General features: G+C 41.5%; 11 protein-coding genes, 1 tRNA gene and 1 riboswitch. Of the genes, 7 read left to right on the top strand and 5 right to left on the bottom strand.

All coding sequences use genetic code 11. The features are described from left to right. Nucleotides 1-20 precede the first annotated feature (20 nt). The 3 genes from FQT28_RS05420 to FQT28_RS05410 all read left to right on the top strand — a co-directional run bounded on the left by FQT28_RS05420 (nucleotide 21) and on the right by FQT28_RS05410 (nucleotide 6,720). Nucleotides 21-2,555, top strand: a complete 2,535-nt coding sequence (locus FQT28_RS05420) for a pneumococcal-type histidine triad protein (protein ID WP_143989636.1) — start codon at nucleotides 21-23, stop codon at nucleotides 2,553-2,555. A 195-nt stretch (nucleotides 2,556-2,750) separates the two neighbouring features. Next, a complete protein-coding gene (locus tag FQT28_RS05415) occupies nucleotides 2,751-3,668 on the top strand; it encodes a metal ABC transporter substrate-binding protein (protein ID WP_143989635.1) in 918 nt (305 codons plus the stop codon). Nucleotides 3,669-3,681: 13 nt separating this feature from the next. Beyond that, nucleotides 3,682-6,720 carry a pneumococcal-type histidine triad protein gene (locus tag FQT28_RS05410; RefSeq protein ID WP_313769807.1) on the top strand — a complete coding sequence of 1,013 codons (3,039 nt, stop codon included), beginning with the start codon at nucleotides 3,682-3,684 and terminating at the stop codon, nucleotides 6,718-6,720. A gap of 45 nt (nucleotides 6,721-6,765) precedes the next feature. On the opposite strand, the gene pepT is transcribed toward FQT28_RS05410, so the two are convergent. The 3 genes from pepT to FQT28_RS05395 form a co-directional block, all read right to left on the bottom strand. Then, a complete protein-coding gene (gene pepT, locus FQT28_RS05405; RefSeq protein WP_143989633.1) occupies nucleotides 6,766-7,989 on the bottom strand; it encodes a peptidase T in 1,224 nt (407 codons plus the stop codon). Nucleotides 7,990-8,091: 102 nt separating this feature from the next. Next, entirely contained in the window at nucleotides 8,092-8,472 is a 381-nt protein-coding gene (gene mscL, locus FQT28_RS05400; protein WP_000910209.1) for a large conductance mechanosensitive channel protein MscL, read from the bottom strand. An 84-nt stretch (nucleotides 8,473-8,556) separates the two neighbouring features. Continuing rightward, nucleotides 8,557-8,988 carry a GtrA family protein gene (locus FQT28_RS05395; RefSeq protein ID WP_143989632.1) on the bottom strand — a complete coding sequence of 144 codons (432 nt, stop codon included), beginning with the start codon at nucleotides 8,986-8,988 and terminating at the stop codon, nucleotides 8,557-8,559. Nucleotides 8,989-9,016: 28 nt separating this feature from the next. After that, a riboswitch (PreQ1 riboswitch) is annotated at nucleotides 9,017-9,113 on the top strand. On the opposite strand from FQT28_RS05395, the gene FQT28_RS05390 reads away from it, so the two are divergent. The 4 genes from FQT28_RS05390 to dapA all read left to right on the top strand — a co-directional run bounded on the left by FQT28_RS05390 (nucleotide 9,111) and on the right by dapA (nucleotide 12,219). Beyond that, nucleotides 9,111-9,620: a QueT transporter family protein gene (locus FQT28_RS05390; protein ID WP_125415822.1), complete on the top strand. Its 510-nt coding sequence runs from the start codon at nucleotides 9,111-9,113 to the stop codon at nucleotides 9,618-9,620. Its footprint overlaps the riboswitch before it by 3 nt. A 105-nt stretch (nucleotides 9,621-9,725) precedes the next feature. After that, nucleotides 9,726-9,798 (top strand) — tRNA-Thr (locus FQT28_RS05385). A gap of 357 nt (nucleotides 9,799-10,155) precedes the next feature. After that, a complete protein-coding gene (locus tag FQT28_RS05380; RefSeq protein WP_143989631.1) occupies nucleotides 10,156-11,232 on the top strand; it encodes an aspartate-semialdehyde dehydrogenase in 1,077 nt (358 codons plus the stop codon). Nucleotides 11,233-11,283: 51 nt separating this feature from the next. Beyond that, nucleotides 11,284-12,219, top strand: a complete 936-nt coding sequence (dapA, locus tag FQT28_RS05375; RefSeq protein ID WP_143989630.1) for a 4-hydroxy-tetrahydrodipicolinate synthase — start codon at nucleotides 11,284-11,286, stop codon at nucleotides 12,217-12,219. Between the two features lie 46 nt (nucleotides 12,220-12,265). Here dapA and mnmE read toward each other — a convergent pair whose 3' ends face one another. Both mnmE and FQT28_RS05365 read right to left on the bottom strand, forming a co-directional pair. After that, complete coding sequence (mnmE, locus tag FQT28_RS05370) at nucleotides 12,266-13,639, bottom strand: tRNA uridine-5-carboxymethylaminomethyl(34) synthesis GTPase MnmE (RefSeq protein WP_143989629.1); 1,374 nt, start codon at nucleotides 13,637-13,639, stop codon at nucleotides 12,266-12,268. Between the two features lie 134 nt (nucleotides 13,640-13,773). Further along, nucleotides 13,774-13,956, bottom strand: coding sequence for a 4-oxalocrotonate tautomerase (locus FQT28_RS05365; RefSeq protein WP_143989628.1), 183 nt, complete (start codon nucleotides 13,954-13,956; stop codon nucleotides 13,774-13,776). Nucleotide 13,957: the final 1 nt, after the last annotated feature.

The raw sequence follows: 13,957 nt of genomic DNA, 5'->3' as shown, positions 1-13,957 counted from the left end.
CAAAAAGAAAGTGAGTTTCAATGAAAATTAATAAAAAATTCCTTGCTGGTTCTGCGGCAGCTTTAATTTTAAGTGTCTGTTCTTATGAGTTGGGACTGTATCAAGCTAGAACGGTCAAGGAAAATAATCGTGTTTCCTATATAGATGGAAAACAGGCGGCACAAAAAACGGAGAATCTGACTCCTGATGAAGTCAGCAAGAAAGAAGGCATCAATGCGGAGCAAATCGTCATCAAGATAACAGACCAGGGATATGTCACTTCGCACGGAGACCACTATCATTATTACAATGGGAAAGTTCCTTATGATGCTATCATCAGTGAAGAGTTGCTGATGATGGATCCAAACTACCAGCTCAAGGACGAGGATATTATCAGTGAAATCAAGGGTGGTTATGTTATCAAGGTAGATGGAAAATACTATGTTTACCTTAAGGATGCAACCCATGCGGATAATGTCCGTACAAAAGAAGAAATCAATCGGCAAAAACAAGAACATAGTCAGCATCGTGAAGGAGGGACTTCAGCAAACGATAGTGCTGTTGCTTTGGCACGTTCACAGGGACGCTACACCACAGATGATGGTTACATCTTTAATGCATCCGATATCATTGAAGATACTGGTGATGCTTATATCGTTCCTCATGGCGACCATTACCATTACATTCCTAAGAGCGAGTTATCAGCCAGCGAATTGGTTGCTGCAGAAGCCTTTTTATCTGGTAGAAGTAGCCAATCAAACACGGCTACCTATCGCCGTACCAATAACAACAATAGTAACGATGTAAATAGATGGATCCCATCCTATAATAACCAAGGCAGTGGCTATACGAACACGAACACAGCTAACAACAGTAGCGACGATAGTCAAGCAAGTCAAAGTGATGAGGATATTGATGGCCTTCTGAAACAACTTTATGCCTCGCCACTCAGCCAACGACACGTAGAATCAGATGGCCTTGTCTTCGACCCAGCACAGATTACAAGTCGGACAGCCAGAGGGGTTGCAGTACCTCATGGTAACCATTACCATTTCATCCCTTACGAACAAATGTCTGAATTGGAAGAACGAATTGCTCGTATTATTCCTCTACAGTACAGTTCGAACCATTGGGTGCCGGATTCAAGACCAGAACAACCAAGTCCACAACCGACTCCGGAACCTAGTCCAAGCCCGCAACCTGCACCAAATCCTCAACCAGCTCCAAGCAATCCAATTGACGAAAAATTGGTTAGACAAGCGGTTCGAAAAGTAGCTGATGGCTATGTCTTTGAGGAGAATGGAATCTCACGTTATATTCCTGCCAAGGAACTTTCGGCAGAAACAGCAGCAGCCATTGATAGTAAACTAGCCAAGCAGGAAAGTTTATCTCATAAGCTAGGAGATAAGAAAACTGAGCTCCCATCTAGTGATCGAGAATTTTACAATAAGGCTTATGACTTACTAGCAAGCATTCATCAAGATTTAATTTCCAATAAAGGGCGTCAAGCTGAATTTGATACTTTGGATAAACTCTTGGAACGTCTCAATGATGTCTCAAGCGATAAAGTCAAGTTAGTGGATGATATTCTTACCTTCCTAGCACCGATTCGTCATCCAGAACGTTTAGGAAAACCAAATGCGCAAATTGCTTATACTGATGATGAGATTCAAGTAGCCAAGTTGGCAGGCAAGTATACAACGGAAGATGGCTATATCTTTGATCCTCGTGATATCACTAGTGATGAGGGGGATGCCTATGTAACTCCACATATGACCCATAGTCATTGGATTAAGAAAGATAGTTTGTCTGAAGCTGAAAGAGCGGCAGCCCAGGCTTATGCTAAAGAGAAAGGTTTGACACCTCCTTCTACTGACCATCAGGATTCAGGAAATACTGAAGCTAAAGGAGCAGAAGCTATCTACAACCGCGTGAAAGCAGCTAAGAAGGTACCGCTTGATCGTATGCCTTACAATCTCCAACATACTGTGGAAGTCAAAAACGGAAGCTTGATTATACCTCATTATGACCATTACCATAACATCAAATTTGAGTGGTTTGACGAAGGTCTTTATGAGGCTCCTAAGGGGTATACTTTAGAGGATCTCTTTGCGACTGTCAAGTACTATGTAGAACATCCAAACGAACGTCCGCATTCAGATAGTGGATGGGGCAATGCAAGTGACCATGTTCAAAGAAACCAAAATGGTCAAGCTGATAATAATCATACTGAAAAACCATCAGTGGAGAAACCTCGGACAGAAAAACCTGAGGAAGAAAAACCTCGCGAAGAGAAACCGCAGAGTGAGAAACCAGAGTCTCCAAAACCAACTGAGGAGCCAGAAGAAGAATCACTAGAGGAAGCAGAAGAACCTCAGGTCGAGACTGAAAAGGTTGAAGCGAAGTTAAGAGAGGTTGAAGAGCTACTTGCAAAGATTCAAGACCCCATTATCAAATCCAATGCCAAAGAAACTCTCACCGGCTTAAAAAATAACCTGCTATTTGGTGCTCAGGACAACAATACCATTATGGCTGAAGCTGAAAAGTTGTTGGCCTTGTTAAAGGAGAGCAACTAAACCTACCCCAATTTTCTAACTTCTAAAAACAGGATAGGAGAACTAGAAAAGTAAAAAAAGAAAGTGAGAACAGAATGTAAGTTCTAGTTCTCATTTTTTTCATGAAAATATGTAAAATATCTTGACATGTGGTGTAAATAAAGATAAACTATTTACTAGTTAATTAAATGGTTAAACACTAGTTAAGGAGTAATGATGAAAAAAAGAACATTTCTATTATTAATGGCCAGTCTGTTGATTCTTGTCTTAGGAGCGTGTAGTCAAAAAGAAAAACAAGAAGCAAAAGGAATGAAGATTGTAACAAGTTTTTACCCAATCTATGCCATGGTCAAAGAGGTATCGGGTGACTTGAATGATGTTCGGATGATTCAGTCAAGTAACGGGATTCACTCCTTTGAACCGTCAGCAAATGATATTGCTGCCATCTATGATGCGGATGTCTTTGTCTACCACTCGCATACACTGGAGTCTTGGGCAGGAAGTCTGGATCCTAGCTTGAAAAACTCAAAAGTTAAAGTTTTGGAAGCTTCTGAAGGAATGACATTGGAGCGTGTACCGGGCTTAGAAGATGTAGAAGCTGGTGACGGTATTGATGAAAAAACACTCTACGACCCTCACACTTGGTTAGATCCAGAAAAAGCAGGTGAAGAAGCTCAGATTATTGCGGACAAACTTTCGGAGATTGACAGTGCCAATAAGGAAGCGTATCAAAAGAATGCCAAAAACTTTATCGCTAAAGCCCAAGAATTGACTAAGAAGTACCAGCCTATTTTTGAAAAAGCGAGTCAAAAGACTTTTGTTACGCAACATACAGCCTTTTCTTACCTCGCTAAACGATTTGGATTGAAACAGCTTGGTATAGCGGGGATTTCCCCTGAACAAGAGCCAAGTCCGAGACAACTAACAGAAATTCAGGAATTCGTTAAAACCTATAAGGTTAAAACTATCTTTACTGAGAGCAATGCTTCTTCTAAAGTCGCTGAGACCTTGGTCAAATCAACAGGAGTTAATCTAAAAACACTCAATCCTTTGGAAGCAGACCCTGAAAACGACAAAACGTACTTAGAAAATCTAGAAGAAAATATGAAAGTTCTTGCAGAAGAATTAAAATGAGGAGATTATGAAAATGAAGAAAAAGTATCTTGCGGTGGGATCGGCTTTAGTCCTTTCCCTGAGTCTTTGCATCTATGCACTGAACCAACACCAGCTAGAAGGAAACAAAGATAATAATCGTGTGTCTTATGTCGATGGGAAGCAAGACTCTCAAAAAACAGAGACACAGACACCAGATCAAGTTAGCAAAAAAGAAGATATTCAGGCAGAACAAATTGTCGTGAAAATTACCGATCAAGGTTATGTGACTTCACACGGTGATCATTTCCATTATTACAATGGTAAAGTTCCTTTTGACGCGATTTTCAGCGAAGAGCTTTTGATGAAAGATGCCAATTATCAACTGAAAGATGCTGATATTGTCAATGAAATCAAAGATGGTTATATTATCAAGGTGGATGGCAAGTATTATGTCTACCTTAAAGATGCGGCTCATGCTGATAATATTCGTACGAAGGACGAAATTGAGCGCCAAAAACAAGGTCATACTCATGATGCACCAACTTCTAACAGTGCAGTGGCGCTTGCTCAATCTCAAGGTCGTTATACTACCGATGATGGCTACATCTTTAATCCATCTGATATTATAGAAGATACTGGTGATGCTTATATCGTTCCTCACGGTGGACATTACCACTACATTCCAAAGAGTTCCTTGTCTGCTAGCGAATTAGCTGCTGCCCAAGCCTACCTCTCTGGAACTAGAAAACAACCGAGTGTGACTGACTATCGTCCAAGTCAAAATGGAACCAGTCAAACCACTAATCCTAGTCAACAAACTGAAACACCAAGCAATCCAGAAGAGAGCTTACAGAGTCTATTGCAGCAACTCTATGCACTTCCAAGTAATCAACGTTATGCAGAATCTGATGGCTTGATTTTTGACCCTGCTAAGATTTCAAGCAGAACGCCAAGTGGCGTAGCGATTCCTCATGGAAATCACTATCATTTCATCCCATATACAAAGCTTTCTGCCTTGGAAGAAAAGATTGCGCGAATGATTCCTTTATCTAGCGACAGTGGGAAACCAACACCTTTGGAAAATCCAAGCAAACCAGCAGAGCATCCAGCTCAATCGGATCATCATCATGACCAAGACGGTGACCATGGAAGTCAGGATACCAACCATGAAGATCATGACCATGATGGAGAGGAGCATGACCACCATCACGGTGAAGAACATGATCATGGTTTTGCAGCTGACCGTGTCATCAGTGAGGATGAGCAAGGGTTTGTAGTTTCTCATGGAGATCACGCTCATTATTTCTTTAAGAAAGACTTGACTGCAGCTCAAATCAAAACTGCCCAAGATCACTTGAAAGAAAATCATCAGTCTGAGCCGGTTCAACCACTTGCAAAGACTGTGGAAAGTTTCTCAAGAGATGCTAGCGATGAAGAAAAAATTAAGTATATCTCACAGACCTACGGGGTTCCGCTCGAAGCGATTCGTATTTCAAATGGATTCTTTGTCTTTGGAAATCCGGATCAAGCCTATGATCCAACCCATATCCATCCCTATGCTGTTCGAAAAGAACATGTTCGTATTCCTCTCCAAACTGGGAATCCAGAACTGGATTTCCTAAATGAACTTTATACGACTGCCCTACGTGATGGGGTGTCTCCTTATAGTTTACAGGTAGAAAGTGGTAGTTTTGTGATTCCTCACGGAGACCACAATCACTACATCAAGGTTCAAACTAAGGGCTATGAAGTAGCTTTGAAAAACAAGATTCCAGCCCTACAATCGACCTATCAACCTGGAGCATTTGATGAACAAACTGTTCTATCTAAAGTTGATCAACTGTTAGCAGATAGCAGAAGTCTCTACAAAGACCAGCCAATCATGCAGAGACGTGTTGAACTTGCTTTGGGGCAGTTCACCGAAAATATGAAAAAACTGGCGACCAACTCAACCGCTGGATATCTAGCAGCCTTGGATCTCTTTGATAAGCAATATATCCATGTGGATCAAAGTGTGGCACCAGTTGAAACTTCACCTTTAGATAAGAAGTACCAAGCCCTTGTAGATAAGATCAATACACTGGATACGGACACTTATGGCTTGTCTAAGAAAGATCTTTTGGTACATTTGCAGGAAGCAAAACTAGCACAAGATGAGACAGAGTTGGCTGCCATTGAAGCGAAACTTCAGGCCTTGCAAGATTTCCGTGATCGGACAGGGGTTACAACAGTAGAGTACATCAAGTATTTCTATGAACATGTATCTGATGGTCGTTTGAGAGAAGAACTTCGGAACAGTGTTGCCAAGTTGACATGGGAACTTTACCAGTCACAATCTTTCCTCAAAGCAACCGACTTGAACAAGCTATTCCCAACTATTTACCAAACTAAGCTAGAAGTAGAAGAAGCTCTCAAAGAAGAAGCAGTTTCTACAAAAGCTGGTAAGACTATTCTAGATACGGAAAAAGTAGATAGTCAAACCGCTAAGACAGCCATCTATGAATTCCTAAAAGAACTCTACGGTGATTTTATGCCAGAAGAGCGGGTTAGCCATGTTAAGAAGGAAGAAGTGGATGCTCTCCTAACTAAAGTTGCCCAACTCCTAGCGCGTGTCAAAGAAGATGGGGTCAAACAATCCCTAGCTGAAGAAGCAGCTAATATCAAAGCAGCCGCAGAAAAGGAAAATGCAGACCTTGACGAAGCTAAAACACAGCTTGAGGATCTTTTGAATCGTATTGCAGCAACTATCCAACGAGAGGAAAAACAAGCAGAACAGGATCCACAAACGATGATTATCTATCAAAAACTCTATAATGTCTTGCTCTCTCTTCACAAGTACTTAGAGGATAACAAAGGATCCGATGCTGACTTTGAACGAGTTGATGCCCTATTTGATCAACTTGCAGCCAAAAGCAGTGATAAAGAAGGTCTCCTCGCTCTAGCTAAAGAGATCATAAGCTTGAACCAAGAACTCCGTTCAACAGCAAGTGAAACTGCTAGCCAATCCAAGTCTGAGAAAGACAGTGAAACAGCTGCTTCTAAACCAACAGAAAAGCAAGCGCAAAGTGAGTCTGAGCCAAGTGCTCAATAAAACGAATAAAAAGAAAGGCGAAGTAGCTGAGCTACCTCGTCTTTTTTAGCCTTTATAAGATACAATGCCAATGATGGTATCCACTGCACGCTCCATTGTCTGAAGGCTGACGTATTCAAAACGTCCATGCATGTTTTCACCCCCAGCAAAGATATTTGGAGTTGGGATACCCATAAAGGAAATCTTAGATCCATCTGTCCCACCACGGATTGGTTCGATAATAGGCGTGATACCTAAATCTTCCATAACAGCTTTAGCAATGGTAACGGGTGTCATGTCTTTCTCGATGACTTCTTTCATATTGTAGTACTGGTCTGTCAGAGTTAAGGTCACGCGATCATTCCCAAGCTCTTGATTCATTTTGTCAGCAATGCCCTGCATGGTTTCCTTCCGCGCTTCAAAGGCATCCTTTTCAAAATCACGAATGATGTAGCTTGCACGCGCCTCCTCAACACTACCTGACACATCCATAAGATGATAGAAACCTTGGTAACCATCTGTCAGTTCAGGTCGGTCATTCTCTGGAAGTTGATTATGAAAATCAATCGCTAACTGAAGAGCGTTGACCATCTGTCCTTTGGCAGTACCAGGGTGAACATTGCGACCTTGGAAATGCAATTCAGCACCAGCTGCTGAAAAAGTTTCGTACTGAAGTTCACCTAGCGGACCACCATCCACTGTGTAGGCAAAATCAACGTTAAAATCTTCTGCATCAAATTTATTGGCACCGACACCAATTTCTTCATCTGGTCCAAAACCAACACGGATTTCACAATGCTTGATTTCAGGATGAGTAGTCAAGTATTCGATAGCAGTCATAATCTCAGCAATCCCTGACTTGTCATCAGCTCCAAGCAAGGTTGTGCCATCTGTTGTGATGAGGGTTTGACCTGAATATTTTTCAAGGCTCTTGAAATCAGCAGGATCTAGTTTAAATCCAGAATCACCCAAGTTGATAACTCCTCCATCATAATTTTCGATGACTTGCGGATTAACTCCCTCAGCATTAAAATCAGCTGTATCCATGTGGGAGATGAAGCCAATCTTACGTGTCAGGCTTGGATCGTTTGCTGGTAAGGTACCAATGGCGAAACCATTTGGGAGGTAGTAAACATTTTGCAGACCGACACGTTTCATTTCAGGAATAAGAACATTGGTCGCAAAATCTACCTGGCTTTGCGTACTTGGAGTAGTAGTAGAGTGTTCATCAGAACGCGTATTGACCTTAACGTAGGTCAAGAAACGCTCTAAAAGGTTGGGATAAGTCATAAAAACTCCTTTAATATCATTTTTTCATTGTATCATAGAATGGAGAGAAAGACAAAAGTCAAACAAAGAGGATTTAGATTGAAACTAAATCCTCTTAACTTATTATTTCTTCTCAAGAAGAGCTTTGATTTCTTGAAGAACTTCAAGTTCAGTTGGAGCAGCAGGTGTATCTTCGGCTGGCTCTTCTTTCTTAGTAAGGTTTTGAGCTTTTTCAACAGCTTTGATAACGAAGAAAAGAACAGTGCCAATCACTAAGAAGTTGATAACAGCGCTCAAGAAACTACCATAACCAACACCATTCCATGAAAGTTCAGCGATGCGTTCAACGTTCGCCGCTTTCAAAGCTGGGTTCAAGATAAGTGGAGTGATGATGTCATTTACAAGTGAAGTAACGATAGCACCAAAAGCAGAGGCGATGATCACACCGACAGCGAGGTCAACGACATTGCCACGAAGCAAAAATTCTTTAAGATCTTTTAACATTTTCATAATTTCCTTTCAAAAACTAATCTTAATTGTACCTGAAATACCTAAATATTGCAACCTTAATGCTTAATGACATCCATTTCATTTATAAAAAACGTATACTTTACTAAAAATATAGTTAAGAATGATAATCAAAACCTGCGCAATTAGCGTTTCGATGGCATTAACCTGATCTAGTTGATCGTTGACAAATTGCCCGATAATATCGGGATAAGATGTAACAAAGATATAAGTTAAAAGGACATCGAGACCCAAAGTAAAGAGACGAGCTAAGAAAAACTTAGCCAGGCGAGTTGACCAATTCCTTCTCTCTTGTTTAAAGACGATTGTATCATTTGTGAGAAAGGCAAAGAGAATCCCGATAAGATTTGCGAGTACGGTTGCCAGGATTTCCTGGTGGCTGATGTGGTAAATAACCAAACGCGATACAATAGAAATCAGAGTAGTAGCACCACCGAAAAATAGGTAGGAGAGGATTTCGTTATCGAAGAATGCTCTTATTAGTTTTTTCATGATTTTAGTATAGCATAAAGCTAGCTATTGTGCTATACTAGTAAGGTTGATAATCTCAACCCTTGGTGCTTAGCTTCTTTCACCAAGCATATTTTACGCGGGAAACCGCCAAAGGAGAAAACATGAAAAAATTAACTGTTCGTGACATGGCAGATATTGCTATCGTTGCTGCTATCTATGTGGTTTTGACCATTACGCCACCGTTGAATGCCATTAGCTACGGCGCCTATCAGTTCCGTATTTCAGAGATGATGAATTTCTTGGCATTTTATAACCCTAAATATATCATCGGTGTGACGATTGGTTGTATGATTGCTAATTTCTTTAGCTTTGGTCTAATAGATGTCTTTGTCGGCGGGGGATCTACCCTAGTTTTCCTAAGTCTAGGTGTATGGCTATTTAGCAAGTACAAGAAAGACTATCTGTTCAATGGTTTGATTCGAAAAGATCATTTCTTCTTTTCAATCCTCTTCTCCATTTCAATGATTACCATTGCAGCTGAACTCCATATCGTTGCAGAAGCTCCGTTCTTCTTGACATGGTTCTCTACGGGAATTGGTGAGTTTGCATCACTTATCGTAGGTGCGATTTTGATCAATAAACTGGGACAGCGAATCGACCTTACAAAATAAGAAGTTTATAAGCTAGATTCTTGCTAAATCTAGCTTTTTTCATTCCATAAAATTAAAAGAGAGCGCTTGACAAGAGCATAGAACTATAGTATACTTTTTAGGTAAGCTGATTTAGCTCAGTTGGCAGAGCGCATCCATGGTAAGGATGAGGTCGCCGGTTCAATCCCGGCAATTAGCATGATAGAAACAAAATAACCTTGGGAGACCAAGGTTTTTCTTATACTTCTGTGAAAATGAAGCTAAAGAGTTTTGACAGTTGACAAAAGTAACTCTATCTAGTAGAATAGTAGTTGCGATGAGTCGATAGGTAGTCTTCGAACTACTATTGAGCATAAGGAGGTCATAACGCAGGAGCGGACCTTGATGAGTTGTGTGAACCTGCTCATCACATGAAGATGCCTCTTAGTCCCTGGTCAATGACTAGGGATTTTTAGTTTTCAGAAAATATAGTCTAAAAAAGCTTTTCAATTTCTGGAAAAAGTAGTATAATACATCTATTATAGAAATTTTTAGAAAATTCCGAAAGAGGTTATTTATGGGATATACAGTTGCTGTAGTCGGCGCGACAGGTGCTGTCGGAGCTCAGATGATAAAAATGTTGGAAGAATCAACACTTCCAATCGATAAAATTCGTTACCTTGCTTCTGCACGTTCAGCAGGCAAGACTTTGAAATTTAAAGGCCAAGATATTACGATTGAAGAAACGACTGAGACAGCTTTTGAGGGTGTTGATATTGCACTCTTCTCAGCAGGTGGTTCGACATCAGCTAAGTATGCACCATACGCAGTTCAAGCTGGAGCGGTAGTAGTTGATAACACATCCTACTTCCGTCAAAATCCAGACGTACCTTTGGTTGTCCCAGAGGTCAATGCTCATGCACTTGATGCCCACAACGGAATCATTTCCTGTCCTAACTGTTCAACAATCCAAATGATGGTAGCGCTTGAGCCAGTTCGTCAAAAATGGGGCTTGGACCGTATCATCGTTTCAACTTACCAAGCAGTCTCTGGTGCTGGTATGGGAGCGATTCTTGAAACACAACGTGAACTTCGTGAAGTCTTGAATGACGGTGTGAATCCACGTGATTTGCATGCGGAAATCTTGCCTTCAGGCGGTGACAAGAAACACTATCCTATCGCCTTTAACGCTCTTCCACAAATCGATGTCTTTACTGACAATGATTACACTTACGAAGAGATGAAGATGACTAAGGAAACGAAGAAAATCATGGAAGATGATAGCATCGCAGTGTCTGCAACATGTGTTCGTATTCCAGTCTTGTCAGCTCACTCTGAGTCAGTTTATATCGAAACAAAAGAAGTGGCTCCAATCGAAGAAGTGAAAGCAGCTATCGCAGCCTTCCCAGGTGCTGTTCTGGAGGATGATGTAGCTAACCAAGTCTATCCACAAGCCATCAATGCTGTTGGTTCACGTGATACCTTTGTTGGTCGTATCCGTAAAGACTTGGATGCAGAAAAAGGAATTCACATGTGGGTTGTATCAGATAACCTTCTCAAAGGTGCTGCTTGGAACTCAGTTCAAATTGCAGAAACTCTTCACGAACGTGGACTGGTTCGTCCAACAGCTGAGCTGAAATTTGAATTGAAATAATGGTTTAGGAGTTCGAATGAACTCCTTCTTTGAAATAGAGAGGTGTTCCACATGTCTTACCAAGATTTAAAAGAGTGTAAAATCATCACGGCCTTTATTACCCCTTTCCATGAGGATGGTTCCATCAACTTTGATGCTATTCCAGCCTTGATTGAGCATTTGTTGGCCCATCACACAGATGGAATTCTTCTAGCTGGAACGACTGCTGAGAGTCCAACTCTGACCCACGATGAAGAGTTGGAACTCTTTGCGGCTGTACAGAAGGTTGTCAATGGACGTGTTCCTTTGATTGCAGGTGTAGGGACCAATGACACACGTGACTCTATCGAGTTTGTCAAAGAAGTCGCAGAATTTGGAGGGTTTGCAGCTGGCCTTGCTATCGTACCATACTACAATAAACCTTCTCAAGAAGGGATGTATCAGCACTTTAAGGCGATTGCGGATGCTTCTGACTTACCTATTATCATCTATAACATTCCAGGTCGTGTAGTTGTCGAATTGACTCCAGAAACCATGCTTCGTTTGGCGGACCATCCAAATATCATCGGTGTCAAAGAATGTACTAGTTTGGCCAATATGGCTTACTTGATTGAGCACAAGCCAGAAGAGTTCTTGATTTATACAGGTGAAGATGGCGATGCCTTCCATGCTATGAATCTCGGTGCGGATGGGGTTATTTCTGTTGCCTCCCATACAAATGGAGATGAGATGCACGAGATGCTCACTGCCATTGCAGAAAGCGATATGAAGAAAGCAGCAGCTATTCAACGTAAATTCATCCCTAAAGTCAATGCCCTCTTCTCTTATCCAAGTCCTGCTCCAGTTAAGGCTGTTTTGAACTATATGGGATTTGAAGCTGGACCAACTCGATTACCTCTAGTTCCAGCACCAGAAGAAGATGCCAAACGCATTATCAAAGTTGTCGTAGATGGCGACTACGAAGCAACTAAGGCAACTGTAACTGGTGTTTTAAGACCAGATTACTAATAACTACAATAAAATCCATGACCGCAAGAACGATCATGGATTTTTCTTATTTTCCTAAACAGAATTGGCTAAAGAGTTGGGTGATGAGTTCATCAGGAGCAGCATCTCCAGTGATTTCTCCGAGGATTTCCCAAGTACGGGTCAAGTCAACTTGCAACAAATCAACTGGCATACCCAGTTCCAGCCCTTCATTAACAGCTTGTAAGCTTTCGACTGCTTTTTCAATCAAGGAAATGTGACGGGCGTTGGACAAGTAAGTAGCATCTTGCTCGACCAAGCCAGCATTTTCAAAGAAGAGGTTGTTAATGCGTTCTTCAATCTTATCAATGTTTTGATTTTTAAGAACTGAAATACGAATGACATCTCCTGGAAGTTCAGAAGTTTCAATCGCTTCAGGAAGATCAGTTTTATTAAGCAGAATAATGAGGTTGGTATCTTGACTGATTTCTAAGAGTTGTCTGTCTTGTGCTGTTAGTGGCTCACTAGCATTTAAGACAAGAAGTACCAAGTCAGCTTCCTTGAGGGCTTTCTTGGAGCGTTCAACTCCGATTTGCTCCACGACATCATCTGTTTCCCGGATACCAGCTGTATCAATCAATTTGAGAGGAACCCCGTTAATGTTGACGTATTCTTCGATAACATCTCGAGTAGTACCAGCGATGTCTGTTACGATGGCCTTGTCCTCACGCAAGAGGTTGTTGAGGAGGCTGGATTTCCCAACGTTGGGACGCCCGATGATAGCTGTTGAAATTCCTTCGCGAAGGATCTTACCGCGACGAGCTGTTCTAAGGAGATTGGTTAGCAATTGTTCAAACTCCATAGTCTTCTCACGGACGACTGCAGTAGTGGCTTCTTCAACATCGTCGTACTCTGGATAGTCGATATTGACCTCAACTTGCGCAAGTGTATTGAGGATTTCTTGCCGAGTATTGTTAATGAGATCAGAAAGGGAACCGTCCAATTGTTTGACTGCAATATTCATAGCTTTGTCTGTCTTGGCACGGATGATGTCCATCACCGCCTCAGCCTGTGTCAAGTCCACACGACCGTTTAGAAAGGCACGCTTGGTAAATTCACCAGGTTCTGCCAACCGAGCTCCTTCACGGATAGCTAGCTGTAGAATTTCATTGGTCACCGCAATCCCACCGTGGGTGTTGATCTCGATAATATCCTCACGAGTGAAGGTCTTTGGAGACTTCATAGCCCCAACCATAACCTCGTCCATGACCTTACCAGTTTGAGGGTCAACGATGTGACCGTAGTTAAGAGTATGGCTGGCAACCTTACTCAAATCCTTGCCTTTAAAAATCTTTTGCGCAATGGCAAAACTGTCAGTTCCGCTCAAACGGACAATACCAATGGCCCCTTCTCCAAGAGGTGTGGAGATAGCAGCGATGGTATCAAATTCACGTGTAATCATACTAATTCCTTTTGTAATTCTTTTCTTAGGATATGTATCCAAGCATCTCTTCAAATTGTAACAAATTTAGGTTATTTCTTCAATGGATGCTACTCTAAGACTTAAAAAGCCTAAGCGAAATTGCTTAAGCTAGTTTATTTGGTGCGCATTTGCCCTTGAGGAAAGTAGGTTCCTTCAGGCATGTCATTGATGATGACATGGACAGCAGATTGAGGTGCTCCAGTGTTACGAACAACAGCTTCTGTTACTTCCTTAGCAAGAGCTTTCTTTTGCTCGAGCGTGCGTCCTTCAAATAAATCGATGCGTACAAATGGCATA

The sequence above is a fragment of the Streptococcus oralis genome (assembly GCF_901543815.1).
In the GTDB taxonomy this organism is placed as follows: Bacteria; Bacillota; Bacilli; order Lactobacillales; family Streptococcaceae; genus Streptococcus; species Streptococcus oralis_CM.
Note: the sequence above shows the minus strand (reverse complement) of the source record. Positions and strands in the feature narration are given on the sequence as shown.